Source organism: Candidatus Aalborgicola defluviihabitans, assembly GCF_016705985.1.
Classification (GTDB): domain Bacteria; phylum Pseudomonadota; class Gammaproteobacteria; order Burkholderiales; family Burkholderiaceae_C; genus Allorhodoferax; species Allorhodoferax defluviihabitans.
Genome location: NZ_JADJKN010000024.1, coordinates 275,740 through 301,910, shown reverse-complemented (window position 1 = coordinate 301,910; position 26,171 = coordinate 275,740). Strand labels below are relative to the sequence as shown.

Genomic DNA, 26,171 nt, shown 5'->3' with positions numbered 1-26,171 from the left:
ATTCAGCCCAGCGTCACGCGGGCAAACTTGCGCTTGCCGACCTGCAGCACATAGGTGCCAGCGCCGAGTTTGAGGCCCTTGTCGCTGACCACATTGCTGTCGATACGCACACCGCCGCCATCGATCAGTCGATTGCCTTCGCCACTGCTGGCAGCCAAACCAGCCGACTTGAGCAAGGCGCCAATGCCCATCGCCACACCACCCACGCCCAAGGGCAAGCTGATCTTCTCAATGACATCGGGAATACCGCCTTTGCTGCGGTTGATGAAGTCCTGCTCGGCTGCATCGGCCGCCGCAACGCTGTGAAAACGTGCCGTGATTTCCTTGGCTAAGGCAACCTTGGCGTCTTTCGGGTTGCGCCCGCCGTCGACTTCGGCCTTCAGCGCGGCAATCGCCGCCTCGGACTGGAAGCTCAACAGCGTGTACCACTTCCACATCAGCACATCCGAGATGGACAACACCTTGGCGAACATGGTGTTCGGGTCTTCGCTGATGCCAATGTAGTTGTTCTTGCTCTTGGACATCTTCTCCACGCCGTCCAGACCTTCCAACAATGGCATGGTCAAGATGCACTGCGGCTCCTGGCCGTATTCGGCCTGCAGGGTGCGACCCATCAGCAAGTTGAATTTTTGGTCCGTACCGCCCAGTTCCAGGTCGCTGTGCAGCGCCACGCTGTCATAGCCCTGCATCAGGGGGTACAGGAACTCGTGCACGGCAATCGGCGTGCCCGCCTTGAAGCGGTCATGGAAGTCGTTGCGCTCCATCATGCGGGCCACGGTGTAGCGGCTGGCCAGCTGGATCATGCCGCGCGCGCCCAGCGGGTCGCTCCACTCGCTGTTGTAGCGGATCTCGGTCTTGGCCGGGTCCAGCACCAGAGCTAGCCTGGCGGTAATAGGTCTCAGCGTTGACTTGATTTGCTCGGCCGTCAGCGGCGGGCGCGTGCTGTTGCGGCCCGACGGGTCGCCGATCATGCTGGTGAAGTCGCCAATCAAGAAGATGACGGTGTGGCCCAGGTCCTGAAGCTGGCGCATCTTGTTGAGCACCACCGTGTGACCAATGTGGATGTCCGGCGCGGTGGGGTCCAATCCCAGCTTGATGCGCAGCGGCTTTCCAGTGGCCTCGGATTTGGCCAGCTTTTTGACCCAGTCGTCTTGCGGCAGCAGCTCTTCCACGCCCCGCAGGGTGACCGCCAAAGCCTCTCGAACGCGATCGGAGACAGGTAAAGTTGGGCTGGATGCTTGATTCATAAGGGTTTTTCTCTATGCCGGGGTGCGGAGGGCAGTTATACTGCCTGACCTCTCCTGCGACCTAATGGAGCCAGCGGCTGGATTTTAGCCGCGCCTACGTTGCAGTTCGGGGCCTAGCGCCAAACAACGCCGCCCCCACACCATGGAGCCCGCATTTTGAAACACCGCCTGATTCAGGCCGCCGAGGAAACACTTGCCTTCGCCGCCGATCTTGTCCAACGTCACCCCAAGCAACTCTCCCTGGTTTTAACCGCCCTTCTTGTAGGCGGAACGGGCGCTACGTATGCCGTGGCCTCGCTGGCACCGGATGCCTCAGAACTGCCAGTGCACACTGTGGTTGAAGACGTCACGCCTCTACAGATTTTTGCTTCTGCCGATGCGGTATCCGACCAACCCTTAAGCCTGTTCCGTTCAGACACTTCGCGCTCTAACGACACAGCGGAAGCCCTGCTCAAGCGCCTGGGCGTCTACGATCCGCAAGCTGCTGCTTTTTTGCGTGCTGACAGCACAGTCCAGCAGACCCTAATGGGCCGCAGTGGACGCGCCGTGACCGTGGAGGCTGGCGGTGACAACACGCTGCACAAGCTCAGCGCCCGCTGGAGCCCCGAAGACGATGGCATGTTCAAGCGTCTGACTGTCGAAAAGACAAAGACCGGATTCCAGTCCCGAGTGGAAACGCAGCCCATGACAGCGTCGTCGCGCCTGACCAGCGGTGTGATCAATAGTTCTCTGTTTGCCGCAACCGATGACGCACGTATCCCCGATGCGGTTGCCATCCAGCTGGCGGAAATTTTTTCGGGTGACATCGACTTTCGCCGCGCCCTGCGCAAGGGCGACCGCTTCTCCGTGACCTATGAAACCCTGGAAGGCGATGGCGAACCGTTGCGTGCCGGACGGGTGCTCAACGCCGAGTTCGTCAATGGCGGCAAGAGTTTTCAGGCCATGTGGTTTCAGGAACCCGTGACCACTGGCAGCGCCGTGGCGTCTACCGCCAGCCATACCTTGACCAAAGGCGCCTACTACACCTTGGACGGTAAAAGCCTGCGTCGCGCCTTTCTGAGCTCACCCGTGGAGTTTTCGCGCATTAGCAGCGGCTTCTCCATGCGCTTCCATCCGATCCTGAATAAATGGAAAGCCCACTTGGGCACCGATTTTGCCGCCACCACCGGCACCCCTGCGCGCGCAGTGGGTGATGGAGTAGTAGCCTTTTCCGGCGTACAAAACGGCTATGGCAACGTGGTATTCGTCCATCACCGCAATGGCAATGAGACGGTGTATGCGCACCTCAGCAAACTGCTGGTGAACAAGGGACAGAGCGTGAGCCAGGGTCAGACAATTGGTTTGGTTGGTTCCACCGGCTGGGCTACTGGGCCGCACTTGCACTTTGAAGTCCGCGTTAACGGCGTTCAGCGAGACCCCATGACCATTGCACGCCAAAGCGAATCACTACCCGTACCGGCTTCCGCCAAGGCAGCATTTGCGCAAGCCGCCGTGCAGGTACGTGCCCAATTGGCCATGGCTGCCCAGATGCAGCCGAGCAGCGTGCAGTAGTCACACTGAGCACGGGCAAAGGCCCATGTCCGACTTGTACATCGGCCTGATGTCAGGCACCTCGCTCGACGGCGTCGATGCGGTGCTGGCCGACTTCGGCGGCTCACACCCACGCGTCATTGGGCACAGCAGCGCCGCCTTGCCACCCGCCCTAAAAACCGAGTTGCTGGCCTTGAACGCTCCCTCAGACAACGAACTGCACCGCGCTGCTCTGGCGGCCAATGCGCTGGTTCGGGTGTACGCCGAACAGGTTCAGTCTGTACTGCGCCAATGCCGTTTGTCCACCTCCGCCATTCGGGCAGTGGGTGCGCACGGGCAAACCGTGCGTCACCGCCCCCAGGAGTTTGACGGCACCGGCTATTCGCTCCAACTCAACAACCCCGCCCTGCTGGCCGAGTTGTGCAGCATTGACGTGGTGGCGGACTTTCGCAGTCGCGATGTGGCCGCAGGCGGCCAGGGTGCGCCTTTGGTGCCACCATTTCACCAGGCTTTTTTTGGCCGCACGGACCAGGTGGTGGCGGTGCTCAATATCGGCGGTATCTCTAACCTGACGGTGCTTGATCCAGCCGCAACTGATTTGTATGGTTTTGACTGCGGCCCCGGCAACGCTCTGATGGACGCCTGGTGCCTGACCCATACCGGTCAACCGTATGACGACGGTGGCCGTTGGGCGGCACAAGGCCAGATCCATGGCGCACTGCTGAAGCGCCTGCTGGACGAGCCTTTTTTTGCCAAAACACCACCCAAGAGTACCGGCCGGGACTTGTTCAATATGCCCTGGCTCAAAGCTGCACTGGCCCAAACCGGCCCGCTGGCAAGCGCAGACGTTCAAACAACGCTCACCGAGCTCACCGCGCAAGTCTGTGCCACCAGCGTGCAACAGACAAGCGCCCACTGCAAAACGCTGATCGTTTGCGGCGGCGGCGCACTCAACACCCATTTGATGGAACGGTTGCAGAAGGCCTTGCCGACCTGTCAGGTTGTCAGCTCAGCCGAGTTTGGTTTGCCGCCCCTGCAGGTAGAAGCCTGTGCCTTTGCCTGGTTGGCACGGCAAATGATCACTGGTAAAACGGGAAGCGTCCAAAGCGTTACGGGTGCCAGGGGCGCCCGTATTCTTGGTGCGATCTACCCCGCGCAAGCACGCTAAGGCAAAAAAACCGGCTCAGGTCGAGAATGAGGAACCGCAGCCGCAGGTGCTTGACGCGCCGGGGTTCTTGATAACGAACTGTGCACCCTGCAAGTCTTCTTTGTAATCAATCTCGGCGCCCACCAGATACTGATAGCTCATGGCATCGATCAGCAGCGAGACACCATTTTTTGTCATGGTGGTGTCGTCTTCGTTGGTGATTTCATCAAACGTGAAACCGTACTGGAAGCCCGAGCAACCGCCACCCTGCACAAATACACGCAGCTTCAGATCCGGGTTACCTTCTTCGGCGATCAGGTCTGCCACTTTGGCGGCCGCGCTATCGGTAAACAGAATGGGGGCCGGCATTTCGGTTGGGATGTTTTCAGCTATAGCATTCATGGCGTGACTCCGTACAAATCAGGGTTTGCGCTAATAGTACAGTAATTTGGTCGGGAATTCCATTACTGATTGTTTGCCGCCAGTTTCAGTGTGGGCTTTTCTTCGTCACCCAGGAGCGGGCGCAACTGCCCAGTGATCAAGGCTCCCTGGTGCATTTCCAGTGCGGCGTACTCCACATCCCCCTCGATACGGGCTTTTGGCTGAAGTTCCAGCATTTTGCGCGCATGGATGGGGCCTTTCACGTGGCCGTTGATGATGATGTGGTCGGCCACAATTTCGCCGGTGATGCTGGCAATTTCCGAAATCACCAAAATACTGGCCAGATCGTCACTCGAGTGGATATTACCCGTGATGGTGCCATCCACGCGCAGACCGTCCGTGAAACGGATGTCGCCGGTGATCTGGCTACCCTCGGCAATCAGGCTCTTGATGGGGGGCTGCTTTTTCTTGTTGAACATAGGGACCTCGTTGAACGACTACAACTTGATGGACTGCGTGGCCTTGACCGTTGCGCCATCCATCACCTTGGCAGAAAAACCCTTTACCTGCACGTGGGCAGGCACCTCGAACGCGCCACCGATGCGGCCATATTGACGCACCTTGACTGCTGGTAACTCTCCCGGCAGGGCTGCCGACCAGGGCTTACCGTCGAGCACGCCAGAAAAAGTGAGTTCCAGCCGGCCATTGAATTCCGGTGGATTCTTGCCCGACTGAATCACCAGTACTTGCCATTTTAGCCTGCCGTCACCCTGCAACTCAGCATGGAGGCCTCGAATGGCCAGACCATCCACTCCACTTGCAGGAATGAGCTTTTCAAAAAACCCCAGGTCATCCCGCAGCGATTGATTCTCCATTTCCAGCTGCTTCACATGTCCCGCCACTTGCTCCTGGGTCGTGCGCTCGGTCGTGACCAGGGTTCCTGCCGTATTGGCAACCGACTGCGCCTGGTCCCGCTCAGTCTTGACAGTGGCAAGTTCGGTTTGCAGTTCGATCACTTGGGCATGCAGGCGCATCAACTGGTCTTTGGACCCCTTCTCCAGGCCCGCAATGTCCTTGCCAAACTCAAACGCCCACAGCCCAATGGCCGCACAAAACCCCATCACAATGGCCAGCACGGCCCAACGAAAGGGCCACGGCAGCGCGCTGCGCACGGCCATGCGCGGGGCACTGATGGTGAGGCGGCGGCGGAGCAGGCGAAAACGCATAGGGGGCGAAGTCTAACAGCCCTATGTAAAAAGCCGCCGGAACTTCCGTTCGGGCGGCTGCAACATTTGCAACGGCATGTTGCCGTCGCTGAATGCATTGATTAGCGCTTGGAGAACTGCTTGCGACGGCGCGCGCCGTGGAAGCCGACCTTCTTACGCTCGACTTCACGCGCATCACGCGTCACGAAGCCGGCTTGGCTCAAGGCGGGCTTGAGCGTTGCATCGTAGTCAATCAGGGCACGGGTAATACCGTGGCGCACTGCACCCGCTTGGCCGGACTCGCCGCCACCGGCGACATTGACCATGATGTCAAACGTTTCAGCGTGGTTAGTCAGCATCAGCGGCTGCTTGCAGATCATGATGGAAGTGCCGCGACCAAAGAACTTGTCAATGGCTTTGCCATTCACAACGATTTGGCCGGAGCCTTTTTTCAGAAACACGCGAGCGACGCTGGATTTGCGACGGCCGGTGCCATTGTTCCATTCACCGATCATTTGGCGGCCTCACGTTTCACTGCTGCGGAAGAAATTCCGGGGATGTCCAGAACCTTGGGCTGCTGGGCGGTATGGGGATGCTCAGCACCACCGTAGACCTTGAGCTTCTTGATCATGGCGTAACCCAGAGGGCCTTTTGGCAACATGCCCTTGACGGCTTTTTCCAAAGCACGGCCAGGAAACTTGCTCTGCATGTCGCGGAAGTTGGTGCTGGAAATACGGCCGGGATAACCCGAGTGACGGTAGTACACCTTGTCAATCGGCTTGGCGCCAGTGACACGCAGCTGGGCTGCATTGGTGACGATGATGAAGTCACCGGTATCGACGTGAGGCGTGTAAATGGCCTTGTGTTTGCCGCGCAAACGGAGAGCAACTTCGCTGGCTACTCGTCCGAGGACCTTATCGGTCGCGTCAATCACAAACCACTCGTGCACGACCTCAGCGGGTTTTGCGCTGAAAGTTGACATGAGATTTCTCTTTATAAAGGAGGGTTTGTCGGGCTCTTTTCCACGGTCGGCGTTCCTCTGATGGGAATCTCTTAGGTGGGGTTCACTTGGCACATGGTCGTGGGACGATGCCAAATGTCTTCGCCGCGGAGCCACAAAAGCGCTGCGAAGCCTTGGATTATACGAAATCTTGACACGTTAGTCGAATTTTGAATTCAGGGGTTACTATCCTCCCATGTTCAGTTACCGCCACGCCTTTCACGCCGGAAACCACGCCGACGTCCTCAAACACACTGTCTTATTGGCCGTTTTGCGCCATATGGTGCAAAAGGACGCGGCACTTACGGTATTTGACACCCATGCCGGTGCCGGGCTCTACCGTCTGGACGGCGACTACGCCCAGACCAGCGCCGAGGCGGCAGAAGGCTTTCTCAAGCTGGTAGCAGGCAAACCCTCGGCACCCTTTGCCCCATTGCTGCAGGATTACATCGACCTAGTGGCCAGCTTCAACAAGGCCGGTAGCCACAAGGTCTACCCCGGCTCCCCTTTCATCATCCACCGCGTCATACAAGAACGCGACCGCGACAAGCTCAAGCTGTTTGAATTGCACCCCACCGACACCAAAACCCTGACAGCCAATATTGCCCAACTCGAAGCGGGCCGCCAAATCGCCATCCTGCGCGAAGACGGTTTTGAAGGCGTCAAGAAATTTCTACCGCCCCCGTCGCGTCGAGCCCTGTTGCTGTGCGACCCCAGCTACGAGCTTAAGACCGACTATGGGCGCGTGGTCGACATGGTGGCCGATGCGCTGCTACGTTTTGCCACCGGCACCTATGCTGTGTGGTACCCCATCATTCCACGCCCCGAAGCGCACGACCTGCCCAAAAAACTCAAGACTCTGGCCAACAAGGCCGGCAAGCCCTGGCTGGGCACCACACTCACCATCAAATCAAGCAAGCTGTTGCAAGACGATGCGGGCGAAGTGATCCGCCCCGGCCTGCCCGCCAGCGGCATGTTCATCATCAACCCGCCCCACACCCTGAAGGCCGGATTGCAAAAGGCCTTGCCACAAATGGTGGAGTTGCTCAAGCAGGACGCCAACGCCACCTTTACCCTAGAGTCGGGTGGCTAATTCGGGAGCGTAAACCATGGCATTTTTCCGCGATGCGTTGGCCATCTTCCGGATGGAAATGACGCTTTTTCCGCGTTTCCCCAAACTGAGAATTTCAGCCGTCGGCGTCATGCTGATCCCAGCCCTGTATGCCCTGATCTACCTGGCCAGCGTGCGCGACCCCGGTGCCCACACGGGCGACCTCAAAGCCGCCATCGTCAACCTCGACCAGGGGCTGGACTACCGGGGCCAGCAGGTGAATATGGGCCAGGAAATGGTGACTTCACTCAAGCAGAGGCACACCTTTGGCTTTGTGGACATGGCGGTGGAAGACGACGCCAAGCTGGCAGTGCGCCAGGGCCATATGGCCTTTGCACTGATCATTCCCAAGGATTTCAGCGCCAATGCCGTGCCTGGCCAAGAGGCTGCGGGTGGGCGCCTGCAACTGTACGTGTCTGAAGGCAACAATTACAACGGCGCAGCCCTGGCCAAACGCTTCGCTGTCGAACTGGGTCACCAGGTCAACACCAACCTGAATGAAAAACGCTGGTCCTTGGTGCTGAGCACCGCTACTGGTTCCATCGACAAGCTGGCCCAGTTGCGCAAAGGCGCTGCCGCACTGCAAGACGGCGCTCACCGCGTCGCAGGTGGCGTGGCCAAAGCCGAATCCGGTTCCAAGGCCTTGTCCACAGGCGCCGATGGCCTAAACACCGCAGTGGGGCAACTAACCGACGGCGTCAAACAATTGGGCGCAGGCCTGCACACCATGGACCAACAACGTCCCGCAGCGCAGGATCTTGCGGCACTGAAATCGGGCGCTGCAGCGTTGGTCACCGGGCACGCTGCCCTGGGCCAGGGCCTGCAAGAATTACAAGGCGGCGCACAGAAACTGGCCGACGGCGCCGAACAGCTGCGCGATGAAACCAAAGGCATACCCCTTGTGGGTGGAAAAATTTCCGCAGGCGCTGGCCAGCTGGCCAATGGCGCCACCCAACTGGGCACTGGCCTGCAAAGCGCACGCAACGGTCAGACCCAGTTAGCCGATGGCACGCAAAAGCTCAGCACGGGTGTCGACAAACTTGCCGACGGCATGGCCGCTTTGGGCGGCGGCATTCACACGGCGGCCAGCAAAGTGCCAGCAGACGCCAAACTGGACGAACTGACCCACGGAGGGCAGAACCTGGCCAAAGGTGCACAGGATTTGCGCGATGGCCTGACCCAACTCAAAGCGGGCTCGCGCGAACTCAGCGCCGGACTGGATATGCTCAACCAATCCTTGCCCGGCGACATCAGCGCCCCCGACGGCAGTGCACGCGGTCTGGCAGATTCGGTGGAACCGGCAATAGAAATCGTCGCCCCTGTTCCCAACAATGGTGCTGGGTTTGCCCCCAATTTTTTGGCGACTTCGCTGTGGATGGGGGCGGTGATGTCGGCATTTTTGTTTCACCTGCGACGCCTGCCGCTGGCTGCACAGCCGGCCTCACGCCCGGCGCGGCTGATGGGCAAACTGGGCGTTCTGACGGGCATTGTGGCTGCACAGTCGGTGGTCATCTTGCTGATGACGCTGTTCCTGCTGAACCTGCACATCGCCCACCTGCCGCAGTTCATGTTTACGCTGCTGATTTCAGCGTTCAGCTTCCTGCTGATCATCGTGGCACTGACCCGCGCCTTTGGCGATGCCGGTAAGGCTGCGGCCCTGATCTTGCTGATCCTGCAACTGTCATCTGCAGGCGGCGTGTTACCGGTGGAGTTGAGTGGGGGCATTTACCAGACACTCAGCCCCTGGCTGCCGTTTACCTACGTCATCAAGGCCCTGCGTGCGACCATGTTTGGCGCCTTCAACAGCGAATGGTTCAGCCCCTGGCTGGCCATTGGGCTGGTGGGAGCCTTGGCCTGGCTTTCAGCCTGCTTTGTCGGGACCTGGAAGTTTGTGGGCCCGGACGAGCACCGCCCAGCAATGGACATTTGAGATCTTGCGGGACAGACCTTTAGCTCTGTCCTCAACTGATCAGCCCAATTCCAGCCGCTCGCACAGCGCCACAGTGGCCACGCTCTGGTTCATGGTGTAGAAGTGCAAGCCTGGTGCGCCACCGGCACGCAACTGCTCGCACAGACTGGTTACCACGTCCAGACCAAACGCCTTGATGGAGGCGGTGTCGTCACCAAAGCTTTGCAGACGCAGGCGAATCCAGCGCGGGATCTCGGCGCCGCAGGCATCCGAGAAGCGCATCAGCTGGGTGGAACTGGTGATGGGCATGATGCCCGGCACCACCGGCACATGCACACCCAAGGGCTGCCACATCGTCCACAAAGCGGAAGTAGGCATCCGGGTTGTAGAAATACTGGGTGATGGCCGAGTTGGCACCCGCATTTACCTTGGCGGCAAAAGCCTGCAGGTCGCGGTCGGGTGACTTGGCCTGGGGATGCACCTCAGGGTAGGCCGCCACTTCAATATGGAAATCATTGCCCGTTTCCTGCCGAATAAAGGCGACCAGATCACTGGCGTAGTGGAACTCGCCACCGGCACCGTAGCCGCTGGGCATATCACCGCGCAAGGCCACCAGGCGTTTGACACCCATGGACTTGAGCGTGGCCAGTTGTACGCGCACGGTTTCGCGCGTGGCGCCAATGCACGAAAAGTGCGAGGCCGCGCTCACCCCCTCGGCCAATATTTCGGAAACGGCTTTGAAAGTACCCTCTTGGGTGGATCCGCCGGCGCCAAAGGTCACCGAGCAAAACTCGGGTTTCAGCGTGTACAGCTTTTGCCGTACCACGCGCAGCTTCTCAACCCCTTCGGGTGTCTTGGGCGGGAAAAATTCCACGCTCACGGGGATGCGGGATGTTGCATTCATACTGTTTTTCTCGCACAAATGAAAAATTCGCGGTTGCCGTCGCCGCCTTCAATCGGTGAATCCAGCCAGGCAGTCACGGCCAGGCCCAGTTCGGCACAGCATTCACGCAGACGCTGTTCAATCTGCGGGTAGTAAGACGCATCCTTCACGATGCCCCCTTTGCCCACCTGGCCGGGCTGCAGTTCAAACTGCGGCTTGACCAGCGTTAGCAGCGTGCCGCCGCGTTTGAGAAACGGCACAACCGCCGGCAACACCAGCGTTTGCGAAATGAAAGACAAATCGCCTACCACCACGTCAAACTCCGGCACAAACGGCTCTTCGCCATGAATTTCAGGGTCAAATAGGCCGCCAGCCCCCGTGTAATTGACGCAACCAGCTATCAAATCACTAGCATCCAGCGACCGTGCGTTAACACCTTCCACGCACAGAACGCGTCCGTCCCCGCGGATGGTTGGGTGCAATTGGGCAGACCCAACATCCACGCCTACGACCATGCGGGCACCATGTTGCAACAGGCAATCGGTAAAACCACCGGTGCTTTGGCCGACGTCCAGACAGTCCAGCCCCTGCACCGACAAACCCACCGCCTTGAGTGCAGCCTCCAGCTTCAGGCCACCACGCGAAACATAGCGGGCCTCGGAATCGTCCAGCAGTTGAATGGGGGCGTCTTCGGGAACCTCGTCGCCATTCTTGGCCACGGTCTTCCACTCGTCCCCCTTCTTCCACTGAACGCCGTCGGCAATCAGGCGCTGGGCCTGCGAGCGGGTGCTCGCCAAACCCCGCTGCACCAGCAATTGGTCAATCCGCATGTTTTCCTTTGGTTAACTACAGTGCACCAGCCCCCTTTAGGGACACCGTCGAACCGGCTTTGCCGGGCGGCTGGTGTCGCCCCCTTGAGGGGGAGGCGCCGCAGGCGCTTCGGGGGTGTTCAATATCTGTAAGTGTCTTTTTTGTACGGGCCGGACTTGCTGACGCCAAGGTAGGCGGCTTGCTCATCGCTCAACTCCGACAACATGGCACCCACCTTGGCCAGGTGCAAACGTGCCACCTTTTCGTCCAGGTGCTTAGGCAATACATAGACCTTGCCGGACTTGTATTCCTTGGGCTTGGTGAACAGCTCGATCTGCGCAATGGTCTGGTTGGCAAAGCTGGACGACATGACGAAGCTGGGGTGGCCGGTGCCGCAACCCAGGTTCACCAGGCGGCCCTTGGCCAGCAGGATGATGCGCTTTTCGGGCTTGGCGTTCTTGCCCTTGGTGGCCGGGAAAATCACATGGTCCACCTGGGGCTTGATCTCGTCCCACTGCAGCTTCTCCAGCGAAGCAACGTCGATTTCGTTGTCGAAGTGGCCGATGTTGCTGACGATGGCCTGGTCCTTCATGGCCGCCATGTGCTTGTAGGTGATGACGTTCTTGTTGCCGGTGCAGGTCACAAAAATGTCGGCCTTGTCGGCGGCGTATTCCATGGTCACGACCTTGTAGCCTTCCATCGCGGCTTGCAGGGCGTTGATGGGGTCGATCTCGGTCACCCACACCTGGGCGGAGAGTGCGCGCAGGGCCTGGGCAGAACCCTTGCCCACATCGCCGTAGCCAGCCACCAAGGCCACCTTGCCGGCAATCATCACGTCGGTAGCGCGCTTAATGGCGTCCACCAACGATTCGCGGCAACCATACAGGTTGTCAAACTTGCTCTTGGTCACTGAGTCGTTGACGTTGATGGCGCGCAGGGCCAGCGTGCCCTTGACCGACATTTCTTCCAGGCGCATCACGCCGGTGGTGGTTTCTTCGGTCACGCCGATGATGTTTTTAAGACGGCGGCTGTACCAGGTGGGGTCGACCTTGAGTTTGGCCTTGATGGCCTTGAACAGGCAGATTTCTTCTTCGCTGCCGGGCTTGGCCAAGACCTTGATGTCTTTCTCGGCACGGGCGCCCAGATGCATCAAGAGCGTGGCATCGCCGCCGTCGTCCAGAATCATGTTGGGGCCTTCAGCTGCAGTGCCCTTCTTGCCGCTGAATTCAAAAATGCGGTGGGTAAAGTCCCAGTATTCTTCCAGCGTTTCGCCTTTGTGGGCAAACACAGGCGTTCCTTGCGCCACCAGTGCGGCAGCGGCATGGTCTTGGGTGGAAAAGATGTTGCACGAAGCCCAACGCACTTGGGCACCCAGCGCTTGCAGGGTCTCGACCAGCACGCCGGTCTGAATGGTCATGTGCAGTGAACCGGTAATGCGCGCGCCCTTCAGGGGCTGACTCTTCGCGAACTCTTGGCGGATGGACATGAGACCGGGCATTTCGGTCTCGGCAATGGTCAGCTCTTTACGGCCCCAGGGCGCTAGGCTCAGGTCGGCAATTTTGTAGTCTTCGGTCTTGGTCGGTTTAATCACGCTCATGGTTTGCTCCAAAAGTAACTCGTTAAGCCACTGAGCCATGCGGACAAACCAAAAGAAGGCTCACCACACAGACCAGTGGGTGAGCGCGGTTGACTGACGTTGCCCCGTCAAGGAAAACGTGTTCCGAGCCTCACTCGTGCTCCTTGCCATACATTGGGAAGGAGTCGAGCTGCAACGCTCCTCGGAAACCGCCATTATACGAAGGAGTGCGCTGACATGCAGCGGCCTCCCAATGCGGTGCAGCGCGTTTCGACGTCAGCCAAGAGACCGACTGACAGAGCCTCCGCTAAAATCGGTCGCTTTCGGGCATACGCCCGCGGACGCCGCGCCCCCGACCCACCTTCTGGAATTCCTGTGTCCTTTCTCTCCGAAACCCGCCGCCGGCGCACCTTTGCCATCATTTCCCACCCCGACGCCGGCAAAACCACGCTGACCGAAAAGTTGTTGCTGTTCTCAGGTGCGATCCAGATCGCCGGTGCGGTCAAAGGGCGCAAGGCCAGCCGCCACGCCACCTCTGACTGGATGGAAATCGAAAAGCAGCGCGGCATTTCGGTGGCCTCCAGCGTGATGCAAATGGCCTACCGCGACCACGTGGTGAACCTGCTGGACACACCCGGCCACAAAGACTTCAGTGAAGACACCTACCGTGTGCTCACCGCCGTGGATTCGGCGCTGATGGTGATTGACGCAGCCAACGGTGTGGAAGCCCAAACGCGCCGTCTGATTGAAGTGTGCCGACAGCGCGATACACCCATCATCACCTTTGTGAACAAGATGGACCGCGAAGTTCGCGACCCGCTGGACATTCTGGACGAGGTGGAGCGCGAACTGGGCATGCCCTGCGTACCCATGACCTGGCCGGTGGGCCAGGGCAAACTGTTTGGCGGCATCATCAACTTGCGCACCCAAACCATGACCGTGTTTGAAAGTGGCAGCGAGCGCCGCCCGCAAGATTTTGACGCCATGCCACTCTCCAATGCCGAAGCCTTGCAAAAGCGCTTTGGCCACGAGTGGGACACCGCACTGGAAAGCATGGAGCTGGCCACTGGCGCTTCACCCACATTCGACCGCGAAGCCTTTCTGGCAGGCAAACAAACCCCTGTTTTCTTTGGCTCGGGTGTCAACAACTTTGGTGTCATGGAAGTGCTGGACGCCCTGATTGACCTGGCGCCCTCACCCGGCCCGCGCACCAGTTCGTTTGTGGTCAACAAGCAGCCCGTCATTCGGGAAGTGCAGCCTGAGGATGAAGCCTTCAGCGGCGTGGTCTTCAAGGTGCAGGCCAATATGGACGCCAACCACCGCGACCGCATCGCCTTTGTGCGCATGGCCAGCGGCAAGTACACGCCGGGCATGAAGCTCAAAGTGATGCGCACCGCCAAGGAGCTGCGCCCCACCAGCGTGGTCACTTTCATGAGCCAGCGCCGCGAGGCGGTAGAAGAAGCCTACGCGGGCGACATCGTGGGCTTTACCACCCACGGCGGCGTGCAGTTGGGCGACACCATCACCGATGGCAGCGTCAACCTGATGTACACCGGCCTGCCCTTCTTCGCTCCCGAAATGTTCATGACCGTGGTGTTACGCAACCCGCTGCGCACCAAGCAGCTGCAGCAGGGCCTGGCCCAGCTGGGTGAGGAAGGTGCCATTCAGGTGTTCCGCCCCGAGATGGGCGGCAATATGCTGCTGGGCGCCATCGGGCAGTTGCAGTTTGAAGTGGTGCAACACCGCCTCAAAGGCGAGTACGACGCCGACATCCGCCTGGAAAGCAGTCAGTACACCGGCGCCCGCTGGATCACCGCCGACACACCCAAAGAGCTACAAGAGTTTGTGCACGCCTACCCGCAACGCATGGCGCGAGACGCGGCCGATGCGCTGGCCTACCTGTGCACCAGCCCGTATGACGTGCGCTTGGCACAAGAGCGCTTTCCCAAAATCCACTTTCACCCGCTGCGCGAACACGCCGGCTTGGCCCTGCAAACGGCAAGCTAGATGTTGCCACTCTTGTCCTGGCCGGTGTCTTCACGCCGAGCCATTACCGGCGTGTTTACCGACATTGATGACACGCTGACCACCCACGGCGCCATCACGCCCGATGCTTTGCAGGCACTGACCGACTTGAAGGCTGCGGACCTGACCGTGATTGCCATCACCGGGCGACCAGTGGGCTGGGGCCTGCCCTTTGCCAGCCGTTGGCCGCTGGACGCGTTGGTGGCGGAGAACGGCTCTGTGGCCCTGGTTGCCACCAATCCTCATAGTCAAAACACCCTCCAGCCCTCGTCAACGTTACACAAGCCGCTATCAAAACTGTATCAACAGGATACCGCCACCCGCATCGCCAACCGGGCTGCGATGCAGCGGGTTGCCGAGCAGGTGCTGCGGGAGGTTCCCAGCGCCCGGCTCGCGCGCGACGAGGGCGGACGCGAAACCGACCTGGCCTTTGACTACGCCGAGTTCAACCAACAACCGCCCGAAGACGTCCAGCGCGTACTGGCCGTGTTGCAGCGCACCGGCATGCACACCACCATGAGCAGCATCCATATACACGGCTGCTTTGGCGATTTCAACAAGTGGTTGGGTGCACGCTGGATTGCCCGCGAACTGCTGCAACGCGATCTGGAAGCAGAAATTGACCGCTGGGTGTTTGTGGGTGACTCCGGCAACGACCAGGTCATGTTCCAGCACTGCACGCACAGCGTGGGCGTGGCCAACATTGCGCGCTTTGCCGACCAGCTGACGCACTTGCCAACCTATGTGACCCAGGGTGCACGCGGTGCCGGTTTTTCCGAAGTGGCCAGCGCCTTGCTGGCGGTGCGCTAAGCCTGCACCACCGAACGCCTACCTGCCGTTGAGGTCGTCGTTCTTGAAATACTTGGTGCCTTGGATAGTGGCCTGCAGGGCCAGGCCGTTTTCTGTGAGCTGGTACAGCTTGACGCCTGGCGCCACCGTGATGGCACCGGCGGCAGCACCGCCCTTATCGCCGGCCTTGGCGGCAGCGTCGGCCTGGGCGCTGGCTTCCCAACCGCTCTCGGTGAACTGCTTGAGCTTTTCAGTCGTAGAAAAGACGAACACGCCGCGAAAATCCTTCACGCCAAGTCCAATGCCAAAGCCACCGGACACCATTTTCATATAAATGTCCTGGCCGCTGCCGTTGTCATGTGCCACACCCGACCCACCCGCTGCCGACAGCAGGATCAGGTTGATACCCACGTTGCTAAACACTGCGTAGCCGGCCGCTTTTTGCACATCGGCCTTGGCGGCTGGGTGCACTTTGTACAGGCGCGCCAACGTGGCGGAACGCATCTTCTGGATCTCGGCTTTCTGCTCGGCCACCGTCTCGGCCAACGCGGGCCCACTGGTAGCAAACAGGAATGCTCCCGCAAGGGGGAGTAAGGACTGGAACATTAGGCGGCGTTGCATGCTGGAATCTCCTTGCGTGGTTGTGGCGATGTCAGGCAAACCATACACCATCTGCGGCCAACTGCGCGGCCCAATCGTCTCAAACGTCTGCAAAGGCCTGCAGCACGTTCACCGCGTTCACGCCGACCTCTTGCACCGCGTAGCCGCCTTCAAACACCAGCACCGTGGGCAGACCACAGGCTCGCAGACGCGCGCCCACGCGCAGGTAATCGTCACTGTGCAGTGTGAAGCCGGAGATGGGGTCGCCCACAAAGGTGTCCATACCCATCGACACCACCAAGGCCTGGGCACCAAACTGCTGGATGCGTGCCAGCGCCGTGTCCAGCGCAGCCGCCCAGGCGGGGTAGCCGGTGCCACGCGGCAGCGGCAGGTTCAGGTTGAAGCCCTTGCCCGCGCCAACACCCGTCTCGTCCGCGTGACCCAAAAAGAACGGGTATTCGGTGCGTGGGTCGCCATGGATGCTGGCAAAGAACACGTCTGGGCGGTCATAAAAACAAGCCTGCGTGCCGTTGCCGTGGTGGTAGTCAATGTCCAGCACCGCGACCCGCTCCATACCCGCATCGCGCAGATACTGTGCGGCCAATGCAGCGTTGTTCAAAAAACAATAGCCACCAAAAAAGTCGGCACCCGCATGGTGGCCGGGTGGGCGGCTTAGTGCAAACGCGGCGCGGTCACCCGCCAGCATGGCCTGCGCCGCACTCAGCGCGCAATGCGCCCCGGCACGCGCCGCCACCCAGGTTCCCGCTGTAAAAGGCGTGCCCGCATCAAACGAATACAAACCCATCTTGGCGGAAAAGTTGTCGGGCTCGATATCGGTGCGAAAGGTGCGCGTGGGCCAGACCGAGGGCAGAATGTCTGTGCCCGCATTGGCCGGGTCCAGCGCCACCCACTGGTCCCAGGCAGTGGCCAAAAATTGGAGGTAACGCCGGCTGTGGATACGCTCCAGCAGCGCGTCGTCAAATGCGTTGGGGTGCTGTACGGTGCCCAGTTTGCGCCGCTGCAGCTCGGCCAGCACATGGTCAGCGCGGGCCGGAACCTCGTAGCATGGCACCAAAGCACCGCGAAACATTTCGACCTTGCCTTGGTGCTGGGCGTGAAGGTGGTTGTAGAAGGTGATCATGGGTGGGCTCTAGGCTGCTGGGTTGAACGCAGCAGTCGTGTAGGTGATTGCCAAAGTATGCACGACTCCACCCGAACCAGCTACGCTTTGTGTCGTAGCCCAAGGCTATGATTGAGCGATAACAGAACGTTGACGTCCTGTACTTTCACGGTGACTCACGACGTATCAGTGAATTTTCTGTCAAAGGAACGATTGCACGATAGATCTTACATCCTCGGATACCGATGCAGTGATTTCTAGTCTCATTTTGTCGGAACGATTCGAACCGACTCGCGCAGAATTCCACCCGATTCAACGCTTCCATCTATATTCGCGTCACCACGGATGCGGGCTTCGCAGTCTTGCCTGTCGTCTCCTTTGTGGACTGCACAACGTCGCAGCGCATTGATTTGATACTCGCTCATATTGCGCTCGTTCACCAGGTGCCCACGCTTGAATTCGGCATACGCATTTTCTGCCTCACGACGACAGTTCGCACGGTTTGAACCCACTGTAGGACTGTCACATGCCGCCATTTCTTGTCGATAGCGATCCCGTCCTGTTGACGAGTCCGTTGCATTTGCCATTTGAACCGTTGCACAGCCGACCAGCGAAATCGCGCAGATCCGAAGTAGGCCAAATGCCCGCTGATTTATCGTATACATGAATAACTCCTTGGACTTAATGACGTCATTTGTGGGTCTTGCGTATCGATTCCGCGAATCGGCCCATGACCGGTTGGAATATGGCAGTTTTGGACAGCTATCTCTGTGCGATGCCGAACACAAAGCGGAAGTGTTACGTAGTGCACACGAAGAAAGCCTGATGGACCGATACGCCTACACAGAAGGCACGGACCATTGCAGCCGGCACGCAGCCATTCGTCACCGGGCAAGGTTCGCAAGAAGTGGACAATCGTAGCCAGCGTTACCATATTCTTCGGATGGGCAGCATCTCAAAGAGTGCAACCCAGCCTTTGAACACCGGGTATGCCCGGTGGTTCTGCCTGCAAAAAAGGCGGTCAGCCTTTGCGGTGTTTCACGCCAAGAATGCTCCGGCCCCAAATGAAAAACCCTGCTAGCCAGGTGGCAGCAGGGTTTGTTAGTCAGGGCAACCGTCCGGTTAGCTCAGCATGCCCATCATGCGCGGCAACCACAGGGACAGGGGAGCCCAGTAGGTTACCAGCAACAAGAAGCCCAACATCGTGAGCAGCCAGGGCCAAACGGCCACTGTCAACTCGGTAATACCCATCTTGGTAATGCCAGAGGCCACGTACAGGTTCAAGCCCACAGGCGGATGGCACATACCCACTTCCATATTGACCACCATGATGATGCCAAAGTGCACCGGATCAATGCCCAGCTTCATGGCGATGGGGAACAGGATGGGTGCCAGAATCAGCACAATACTGGACGGTTCCATAAAGTTGCCCGCCACCAGCAGCAACACGTTTGAGATCAGCAGGAAACCAATCACGCCCACACCAGTGCCGATCATATTGTCGGCCAGTTGTTGCGGAATGTTTTCGTGCGTCAGCAGAAACGAAAACAGCACCGCATTGGTAATGATGTACAGCAGCATCGCGCTCATGTTGGCACTGGAGAGCAACACGCGGGGTACATCCTTCAGGCCCATGTCCTTGTACACAAATACCGCTACAAAGAACGCATACACCGCGCTCATGGCAGCAGCCTCGGTGGGTGTGAATATGCCGGTGTAGATTCCGCCCATCACCACCACGATCAGCAGCAGTCCCCAGATGGCCTTGCGGAACGCCACCCAACGCTGTGCCCATGTTGCCTTGGGTTGGCATGGGTAGTTATTCTTCTTGGCGCGGTACCAGGTGGTCAGGCCCAGCAAGAAGGCAAGAACGGCACCAGGCACCACACCGGCCATAAACAAGGCCCCTACCGAGGTGTTGGTGGATACCGAATACATCACCATCACGATGGACGGTGGAATCAGGATACCCAGCGCACCCGACGTGGTGATCACTCCAGCGCCAAACGCCTTGGGAAAACCGGCCTTGACCATGGCGGGCATCAGGATGGAGCCAATGGCAACCACGGTGGCAGGGCTGGAACCCGACACAGCCGCAAACAGGGCGCAAGCCAGCACACCACCCAAACCCAGGCCACCATGCCAGTGGCCCACCATGGAGGTGGCAAACGCGATCATGCGTCTGGCCACCCCACCGTGGGTGAGGAAGTTGCCCGCCAGAATAAAGAACGGAATCGCCATGATCTCGAACTTCTCGATTCCCGTGAACAGCTTGAGTGCGACCGATTCAATTGGCACCTCGGTCATAAAAAACAGGAAGGACAGTACGGTCAAGCCCAGCGAAATGGAGATGGGCATGCCGGTGAGCATGAGCACCACCAGCAGGGTCAGAATGATGAATGCGTTCATTTCGTATCCCCTTTGCGTGGGGCTTCGTCGGCTTTATCCAGACCATGGGGATGCAGGTTGTCGTCCATGCGGTAGATCGCATCGTCCTTGCCCGGTGCCAGCGGTTCGTCTTCTTCAAGACCGTCCACATGACCGTGGTCATGGTGTGGCAATTCACCCGTGCGCAAAAACGCGACGGTGACCTGCAGAAAACGGAAACACATCAGGTAGGAGCCCAAAGGGATGACGGAATACACGATCCAGGTCGGCCATTCCAGGTCTGGGGTTGTCGGTCCCTCAAACACGTCACCCAGTGCCATGCCGAAGGTAGATAGAAACGCATGGTGCATGCCGTTTTCCCAGACAAAGCGCAAACCAAGCGTGCCCACAATACCCGTGAACAGGGCGCCTGCCAGCAGACCGAACACCACGAACTTTGCCCGCCACGCATCGCCCATGCGGTTGATCAGCACATCCACTCCCACGTGGATGCCAGTACGCACACCATAGGCGGCGCCAAATTTTGCCATCCAAACGAACATGATGATGCACAGCTCTTGTGCCCAGCCCATGTTGATGCCAAGCAGCCAGTCCTGAACGCCTGGAATGGCCATGCCCGACGCGTAGCGGTGCACGACCGACGCAAAGATGATCAGGGTCGCCGCGCCCATGAGGAATGTGATGATCCATTCCTCGAGGTGATCGAGAATTTTCATGGTGTTGTTCCGTTAGCTACAAAAAAGCTCGGTTGCCAGACCGAGCCTTAGCTGCGCTTGCTACTTGGCGGGGTTGTACCCGGTTTCCTTGTAGATGCTGTGGATCAGATCCTTGCCGATACGCGACTCCATCTCGGTATGGACTTTGGCTGTAGCCTTTTTGAAGGCTGCACGCTCAGCCACAGTGGGTACATAGACCTGGGTCTTGCCGGATTTTTTGACGGCTTCCAATGCATTGTCGTTTTCCTGCTTGGCAATCTGGTTGGCATAGCGGGTTGCCTGCTCCATGGCGTCTTCCAGTTGCTTACGGATATCGGCTGGCAAACCATCCCAGAATTTCTTGTTGGTAATCACAGCGTAGCCCAGATAGCCGTGCTCGGTGAGTATCAAATGCTTTTGCACCTCATGCATTTTCTGGGTGTAGAGGTTGGAAATCGGGTTCTCGGTTCCGTCCACCACACCTGTTTGCAGGGCCTGGTAGACCTCGGAGAACGCCAGCACCTGCGGCAAGGCGCCCAGGGCACGCATTTGCGCTTCCAGCACCTTGGAAGACTGGATGCGCATCTTCAGGCCCTTGAGGTCTGCCGGAGTCTTGATGTCCTTGTTGGCCGAGAAGGATTTGAAGCCGTTGTCCCAATAGGCGAGGCCCTTGACGCCCTTGGCATCGAGCTTGTCCAGCAGCATACGGCCCACGGGGCCCTGGGTTACTTTGTGCAACTCATCATAGTTGTCAAAAATGTAGGGCAGGTCAAACACCTCAAACTCTTTCACACCCAAGGGGCCAAATTTGGCCAGGGAGGGTGCCAGCATCTGCACTGCACCAATTTGCAGTGCCTCCATCTCTTCCTTGTCTTTGTAGAGCGTGCTGTTGGCATACACCTCGACCTTCACACGGCCCTTGGTGAGTTCCTCGGCTTTTTTCTTGAAGTACTCCGCCGCATGCCCCTTGGGCGTGTCATTGGCGACCACGTGGCTGAACTTGATGATGATGGGCTGCTGCGCCATCGACAGAAGCGAAAACGAGCCAATAGCCAGGCCCAGGACAATGCTGCGAAGTTTCATGGTGTGTGTTCCATTGGTAGTTGATCTGACGAGCTTGAAGCGTAATCGAACAGATCACAATCTCAAGTGTGGACATCCACTAAGGGTTAACCCGAGGCATTGAAATTATCCCGTACCATCGAGCTCCTTTATTCTTGGCTGCACGCCGCATTACCTTGTTCCTTGCTGCCAAACTGTTCGTTCTGCTGACACAGCCACTGGCCTGGATAGCCACGCTGTTGCTAGTCAGTTTGCTGGTGCCACACAAACCGGCTTTTGGCCGAAAGCTCGTGGCCTTGGCGTTGGGATTACTGCTGTTCATGGGTTGGTTGCCACTGCCAGAGTTGTTGATCCGCAATCTGGAAAGTCATTACGCAGAAGTGATGCCCGACGTGGATTTACGCGGCTATACCGGCATGGTAGTGCTGGGTGGTTCCAGCGAGCCTGGCTACGTCGCCAAAGACCATGCACAGCCCCTGCTCAATGACGCCGGTGAACGCATGACGGCACCAGTGGCCCTGATGCGTCAGTACCCCCACCTTCGATTGCTCTTCACCGGTGGAGAAGGCGATTGGTTGAGCAGAGGGCCCAGCGAGGCGCAGCGTGCCGAGGTTTTCTTCAACCAGATGGGAGTACCGGCCCAACGCATAAAGTACGAGTCTGCCTCCCGCACTACGTATGAAAACGCCTTGCTCACCGCGCAATTGCCGGGCGTGGACATCAGCCAACGCTGGTTGTTGGTCACATCAGCGTGGCACATGCCACGGGCCATGGCCACCTTTGCCAAGGCTGGCTGGAATGTCGCGGCCTATCCGGTGGACTTTCGCACCGGGCTGGCAACGCCATGGACCACCTACTCAATCAAGGACGGCGCACGCAACTGGCAGTTGGCCCTGCACGAGCTTTTGGGCATCGTGGCCTACCGAATCACTGGGCGTCTATAACAGGCCGGGCAAGCACTTTATCAATGCGCTTACCTTCCAACTCTGTCACTTCAAACTGCCATTGCGCGCAGTCAATGCGCGCGCCAACGGCCGGCAGATCACCCGTAACGGCCATCAGGAGGCCAGCTAGCGTGTTATAGCGGCCACGGTATTCCTGGGGCAATTCGTCGATATCCAACCGGGCCTTCAGCTCTCCTACCGGCATCAGACCATCAAGCAGCCATGTTCCATCACTGTGCTGCTCCGCCCATGCCTGTGTCTGCGCGTCGGGTTTCAATTCACCCGTAATGGCTTCCAGCAGGTCGTGTGGGGTGAGCAGGCCTTGGACGACACCGTACTCATCCACCACAAACACCATGCGGGCTGACGTGGTGCGGAACTGCTCGATCAGCTCCATGCCACTGAGTGTTTCCGGCACAAACGGGGCGGGCTCTGCAATGTCTTCAATATGGCCTGGGTGGTTTGGCCCCAACTCCAGTAGCCGGGCCACGCTGATCTTGCCCACGACGCGGTCCAGCGAGCCGCGACACACGGGGTACCAGGAATGCGCACCCTTGTTACCGCCCAAGCTGGCCTGTGCCAGGCATTCAGCTACGGTAGCATTGGCATCCATCCATTCGATGTCCGACCGCGGCAGCATGATGGATGTCAGTGTGCGGTCATCCAGATCAAACACATTGCGCACCATCTGGTGTTCGTGCTGTTCGATGATTCCAGCGTCGACACCCTCCTCCAGGCTGGCGGAAATTTCGGCTTCGGTCACAACCCGGTTATCCGTGGCATCAATACGCATCAATCGGAGCATCCCATGCGTGCACATCGACAGCAGGCGCACGAATGGCTTCGCGCCGCTGGCAAACCAGGTCATGGGGCGGGACAGAACCCGTGCCACCGGCTCGGGGTACAACTGGCCAATGCGCTTGGGCACCAGTTCACCAAACAAAATGGTGATAAAGGTGATGATGGTCACCACCAAGGCCGTGGCAGAGATTTCGGATGCGCGCTGGGAAATGGGCAACACCGACTGCAACCAATGTGCCACCCCGTCACTGAACGCTGCCTCACCCACAATGCCGTTTAGCATGCCAATGGACGTCACGCCCACCTGAACGGCAGAAAGAAACTGCGTGGGATTTTCCAGCAGGGCCTGCGCGGCCAGGGCGCCCTTGTCACCCGTGTCGGCCATGGCCTGCAAGCGCACCTTGCGGCTTGCCGTCAGCGCCAACTCGGACATGGCAAAGGCGCCATTGAGCAGCGTGAGCAGCACGATCAAAAGAAATTCCATGAAACCCAAGCGAGAATGAAGACATGGCACTTTACATGATTGGTGACGTGCAGGGCTGCGACAGTGCTCTGCAGCGTTTGCTGGATACCATCGATTTTTCACCCAGCCGCGACACCCTGTACCTGCTGGGTGACCTGGTTAATCGCGGCCCCGACTCCAGCGCCGTGCTGCGGCGTTTGATGGGCTATGGCCATGCAGCCCACTGCTTGCTCGGCAACCACGACCTGAACCTGCTGGCGGTTGCTCAGGGTGTGCGCAAGCCACATCGCAAAGATACGCTGGATGCCATATTGCAGGCGCCAGACCGTATCGCCATGCTGAACTGGCTAAGCCATCAAAAAATGGCGCTGTTGTTTCAAACCGCCGACAAGCCGCTGCTCATGGTGCATGCCGGCGTATTGCCGCAGTGGAGTGCACCACAAACCCTGGCCTTGGCAGAAGAGGTCGAAGCGGCCTTGCAAAGTGATCAGGCAGCCGCATTCTTCCGGTCCATGTATGGCAATGCACCCAACCAATGGTGCGACACCCTGACTGGCATGGACCGTCTGCGCGTTATCGTCAATGCGCTGACACGTCTGCGCTTTTGCACTGCCGATGGCGCCATGGAATTTGATACCAAAGAAGGCGCAGCCGGCGCGCCAGATGGATATATGCCGTGGTTTGAGGTGCCGGGCCGCCGCACGGCAAACACTACCGTGGCGTTTGGCCACTGGTCCACACTGGGCTGGCTGGAGCGCAGTGACCTGTTATCACTGGATACCGGTTGTGTCTGGGGTGGTTACCTGAGCGCGCTGCAGTTCAACCTGCAGAATGACAGCCAGACACTGGTACAAGTACGGTGTGAACCCGCACAGCAGCCCGGCCCATCCTGATCAGGACGACTTGAACAAAGCGGCGACTTTGACCTTGGGTTTGATATTGGCCGAAATGCTGCGTGTGGCCGGACGTCCACTGGCTTCCCACGAAGGGGTTGCCACTTCACTCACTGCCGCCGGTTCATAGGGTTTGTCGAAAAACGGATCGCGCGGCGCTTTGGGCACCCGGGCAAAATCGCTGCGCGGTGCCCGTGATGGCCGGCTGGAATAGTTCTCGTCCTGCGAACCGCGGCCTTCGCTGCGTCCACCCCGGCCACTGCTGCGAACACTGTCGCCACCGCTTTCCCCTTCATGGGAATACATGCGACGGCCATCGTTGATACGTCCCTGCTTGCGGATATCAGGGACGTCTTCGTCAAACTCCACCGCTTCCAGTTCGATCTTGGTCTTGATCAGTTTTTCGATGTCGCCCACCAAGCGGGCATCATTGTTGCCACCGACAAAGCTCACCGCCAAGCCGGCAGCGCCAGCACGACCGGTGCGGCCAATGCGGTGAATATAGTCTTCGGCGTTGAAGGGGATGTCGAAGTTGAACACCGCCGGCACATCCTTGATGTCCAGGCCGCGGGCGGCCACATCGGTACACACCAGCAAATCCACCTCGCCCTTTTTGAAGGCTTCCAACGCTTTGAGTCGTTCGTCCTGGCTCTTGTCGCCGTGTAGGGCTGTGGTCTTGAGACCTTCGCGTTCCAGCGAACGGGCCAGGCGGGCGCAGCCCAGCTTGCTGTTCACAAACACAAAGGCCTGCTTCATGCCGCGGGTCTTGAGAATCTGGTGCAAGGCGTGGCGCTTTTCGTCTTCCGGCACGCTGTAAAAATGCTGTTCGACCGTGGAGGCCGTCGCATTGGGACGCGCCACTTCAATGGTGATCGGATTTTGCAGGTAGCTGCTGGCCAGCCGTTTGATCTCAGGCGAGAAGGTGGCGCTGAACAGCAACGTCGTTCGGGTCTTGGGCAAGTAAGACAGAATGCGTTGCAGGTCGGGCAGAAAGCCAATGTCAAGCATGCGATCAGCCTCGTCCAGCACCACGTATTCGACCTGGTTCAGCACCGCATTCTTGGCTTCAATATGGTCCAACAGTCGACCCGGTGTGGCCACCAGGACTTCAACACCGCGCTTGAGCTCAAGTGTCTGGGGCTTCATGTCCATGCCGCCAAACACCACGGCACTGCGGATGTTGGTGTACTTGGCGTAGAGCTTGACCTGCTGTGCCACCTGGTCGGCCAGCTCGCGCGTGGGCAACAACACCAAGGCGCGTACCGGGTGGCGGGCCGGAGAGGTAGAAGCGTTTTCATGCTTGAGCAAACGCTGGATCAGTGGCAGCGCGAAGGCCGCTGTCTTGCCGGTGCCCGTTTGGGCAGCGCCCATCACATCCTTGCCCGTTAAAACGACGGGAATGGCCTGGGCCTGGATGGGGGTCATGGACTCGTAGCCCATTTCGGCCACGGCGCGAGCCAGCGGTTCGGCCAACTGCAACTGGGCAAACGCCATGGTGGGCGTGTCTGCGGTCAGTTCATTCGATATTTCTGTAGTAACCGGGGTATTCAGTTCAGTATTCAAGTCGGTCATGCATAGCAAAAGGAGGTGCT

24 protein-coding genes, 1 pseudogene and 1 riboswitch are annotated in these 26,171 nt (G+C 58.9%); of the genes and pseudogenes, 8 read left to right on the top strand and 17 right to left on the bottom strand.

Going from position 1 to position 26,171, the window contains the following annotated elements; all coding sequences use genetic code 11:
• Positions 1–2: 2 nt before the first annotated feature.
• Positions 3–1,247 carry a tyrosine--tRNA ligase gene (gene tyrS / locus IPI80_RS20230; protein ID WP_413862950.1) on the bottom strand — a complete coding sequence of 415 codons (1,245 nt, stop codon included), beginning with the start codon at positions 1,245–1,247 and terminating at the stop codon, positions 3–5.
• A gap of 156 nt (positions 1,248–1,403) precedes the next feature.
• Here tyrS and IPI80_RS20225 point away from each other — a divergent pair, with 156 nt between their 5' ends.
• Complete coding sequence (locus IPI80_RS20225; RefSeq protein WP_413862947.1) at positions 1,404–2,798, top strand: peptidoglycan DD-metalloendopeptidase family protein; 1,395 nt, start codon at positions 1,404–1,406, stop codon at positions 2,796–2,798.
• 25 nt (positions 2,799–2,823) lie between these two features.
• Positions 2,824–3,945, top strand: a complete 1,122-nt coding sequence (locus tag IPI80_RS20220; protein WP_413862945.1) for an anhydro-N-acetylmuramic acid kinase — start codon at positions 2,824–2,826, stop codon at positions 3,943–3,945.
• Positions 3,946–3,960: 15 nt separating this feature from the next.
• On the opposite strand, the gene erpA is transcribed toward IPI80_RS20220, so the two are convergent.
• The 5 genes from erpA to rplM all read right to left on the bottom strand — a co-directional run bounded on the left by erpA (position 3,961) and on the right by rplM (position 6,492).
• Positions 3,961–4,326: an iron-sulfur cluster insertion protein ErpA gene (gene erpA / locus IPI80_RS20215; protein WP_413862942.1), complete on the bottom strand. Its 366-nt coding sequence runs from the start codon at positions 4,324–4,326 to the stop codon at positions 3,961–3,963.
• Positions 4,327–4,388: 62 nt separating this feature from the next.
• Positions 4,389–4,784: a bactofilin family protein gene (locus tag IPI80_RS20210; protein WP_413862939.1), complete on the bottom strand. Its 396-nt coding sequence runs from the start codon at positions 4,782–4,784 to the stop codon at positions 4,389–4,391.
• 18 nt (positions 4,785–4,802) lie between these two features.
• Positions 4,803–5,531, bottom strand: coding sequence for a DUF6776 family protein (locus IPI80_RS20205; protein ID WP_413862936.1), 729 nt, complete (start codon positions 5,529–5,531; stop codon positions 4,803–4,805).
• A gap of 101 nt (positions 5,532–5,632) precedes the next feature.
• On the bottom strand, positions 5,633–6,025 hold the full coding sequence (rpsI, locus tag IPI80_RS20200; protein ID WP_413862933.1) for a 30S ribosomal protein S9: 393 nt from the start codon (positions 6,023–6,025) through the stop codon (positions 5,633–5,635).
• On the bottom strand, positions 6,022–6,492 hold the full coding sequence (gene rplM / locus IPI80_RS20195; protein ID WP_413862931.1) for a 50S ribosomal protein L13: 471 nt from the start codon (positions 6,490–6,492) through the stop codon (positions 6,022–6,024). Before rplM ends, rpsI begins: the two co-directional genes overlap by 4 nt.
• Before the next feature lie 214 nt (positions 6,493–6,706).
• On the opposite strand from rplM, the gene IPI80_RS20190 reads away from it, so the two are divergent.
• Together IPI80_RS20190 and IPI80_RS20185 are read left to right on the top strand one after the other, a co-directional pair.
• A complete protein-coding gene (locus tag IPI80_RS20190) occupies positions 6,707–7,603 on the top strand; it encodes a 23S rRNA (adenine(2030)-N(6))-methyltransferase RlmJ (protein ID WP_413862929.1) in 897 nt (298 codons plus the stop codon).
• A gap of 16 nt (positions 7,604–7,619) precedes the next feature.
• Positions 7,620–9,551 (top strand): YhgE/Pip family protein, encoded by a 1,932-nt coding sequence (locus IPI80_RS20185; protein ID WP_413862927.1) that lies wholly within the window; start codon positions 7,620–7,622, stop codon positions 9,549–9,551.
• A gap of 39 nt (positions 9,552–9,590) precedes the next feature.
• Here IPI80_RS20185 and metF read toward each other — a convergent pair.
• The 3 genes and pseudogenes from metF to ahcY form a co-directional block, all read right to left on the bottom strand.
• Positions 9,591–10,434: pseudogene (gene metF / locus IPI80_RS20180) on the bottom strand (methylenetetrahydrofolate reductase [NAD(P)H]).
• A complete protein-coding gene (locus tag IPI80_RS20175; RefSeq protein ID WP_413862925.1) occupies positions 10,431–11,243 on the bottom strand; it encodes a TlyA family RNA methyltransferase in 813 nt (270 codons plus the stop codon). Before IPI80_RS20175 ends, metF begins: the two are co-directional and overlap by 4 nt.
• A gap of 119 nt (positions 11,244–11,362) precedes the next feature.
• Positions 11,363–12,820, bottom strand: a complete 1,458-nt coding sequence (gene ahcY, locus IPI80_RS20170; RefSeq protein ID WP_413862923.1) for an adenosylhomocysteinase — start codon at positions 12,818–12,820, stop codon at positions 11,363–11,365.
• 74 nt (positions 12,821–12,894) lie between these two features.
• Positions 12,895–13,009: riboswitch (S-adenosyl-L-homocysteine riboswitch) on the bottom strand.
• Positions 13,010–13,174: 165 nt separating this feature from the next.
• Here ahcY and IPI80_RS20165 point away from each other — a divergent pair.
• Together IPI80_RS20165 and IPI80_RS20160 are read left to right on the top strand one after the other, a co-directional pair.
• Complete coding sequence (locus IPI80_RS20165) at positions 13,175–14,806, top strand: peptide chain release factor 3 (protein WP_413862921.1); 1,632 nt, start codon at positions 13,175–13,177, stop codon at positions 14,804–14,806.
• Positions 14,807–15,634 (top strand): HAD family hydrolase, encoded by an 828-nt coding sequence (locus IPI80_RS20160; protein WP_413862920.1) that lies wholly within the window; start codon positions 14,807–14,809, stop codon positions 15,632–15,634. It abuts the gene before it with no gap.
• Positions 15,635–15,652: 18 nt separating this feature from the next.
• Here IPI80_RS20160 and IPI80_RS20155 read toward each other — a convergent pair whose 3' ends face one another.
• The 6 genes from IPI80_RS20155 to IPI80_RS20130 all read right to left on the bottom strand — a co-directional run bounded on the left by IPI80_RS20155 (position 15,653) and on the right by IPI80_RS20130 (position 21,499).
• On the bottom strand, positions 15,653–16,234 hold the full coding sequence (locus IPI80_RS20155; RefSeq protein ID WP_413862918.1) for a hypothetical protein: 582 nt from the start codon (positions 16,232–16,234) through the stop codon (positions 15,653–15,655).
• A gap of 79 nt (positions 16,235–16,313) precedes the next feature.
• Positions 16,314–17,354, bottom strand: a complete 1,041-nt coding sequence (locus IPI80_RS20150; RefSeq protein WP_413862916.1) for a histone deacetylase family protein — start codon at positions 17,352–17,354, stop codon at positions 16,314–16,316.
• 242 nt (positions 17,355–17,596) lie between these two features.
• Positions 17,597–17,998, bottom strand: coding sequence for a hypothetical protein (locus tag IPI80_RS20145; protein WP_413862914.1), 402 nt, complete (start codon positions 17,996–17,998; stop codon positions 17,597–17,599).
• Between the two features lie 457 nt (positions 17,999–18,455).
• A complete protein-coding gene (locus IPI80_RS20140) occupies positions 18,456–19,742 on the bottom strand; it encodes a TRAP transporter large permease (RefSeq protein ID WP_413862912.1) in 1,287 nt (428 codons plus the stop codon).
• Positions 19,739–20,437 (bottom strand): TRAP transporter small permease, encoded by a 699-nt coding sequence (locus IPI80_RS20135; protein ID WP_413862910.1) that lies wholly within the window; start codon positions 20,435–20,437, stop codon positions 19,739–19,741. The genes IPI80_RS20140 and IPI80_RS20135 overlap by 4 nt, the downstream gene beginning before the upstream one ends.
• A 60-nt stretch (positions 20,438–20,497) precedes the next feature.
• Positions 20,498–21,499, bottom strand: coding sequence for a TRAP transporter substrate-binding protein (locus IPI80_RS20130; protein WP_413862908.1), 1,002 nt, complete (start codon positions 21,497–21,499; stop codon positions 20,498–20,500).
• A 134-nt stretch (positions 21,500–21,633) separates the two neighbouring features.
• Between IPI80_RS20130 and IPI80_RS20125 the strand changes: the two genes are divergently transcribed.
• Positions 21,634–22,422, top strand: coding sequence for a YdcF family protein (locus IPI80_RS20125; RefSeq protein ID WP_413862907.1), 789 nt, complete (start codon positions 21,634–21,636; stop codon positions 22,420–22,422).
• Here IPI80_RS20125 and IPI80_RS20120 read toward each other — a convergent pair.
• Positions 22,406–23,707 carry a hemolysin family protein gene (locus IPI80_RS20120; protein ID WP_413862905.1) on the bottom strand — a complete coding sequence of 434 codons (1,302 nt, stop codon included), beginning with the start codon at positions 23,705–23,707 and terminating at the stop codon, positions 22,406–22,408. The genes IPI80_RS20125 and IPI80_RS20120 overlap by 17 nt on opposite strands.
• Before the next feature lie 23 nt (positions 23,708–23,730).
• On the opposite strand from IPI80_RS20120, the gene IPI80_RS20115 reads away from it, so the two are divergent.
• Entirely contained in the window at positions 23,731–24,579 is an 849-nt protein-coding gene (locus IPI80_RS20115) for a symmetrical bis(5'-nucleosyl)-tetraphosphatase (protein ID WP_413862904.1), read from the top strand.
• Here the strand turns inward: IPI80_RS20115 and IPI80_RS20110 are convergent, their stop codons facing one another.
• Positions 24,580–26,073 carry a DEAD/DEAH box helicase gene (locus IPI80_RS20110; RefSeq protein WP_413863565.1) on the bottom strand — a complete coding sequence of 498 codons (1,494 nt, stop codon included), beginning with the start codon at positions 26,071–26,073 and terminating at the stop codon, positions 24,580–24,582. It abuts the gene before it with no gap.
• Positions 26,074–26,171 lie beyond the last annotated feature (98 nt).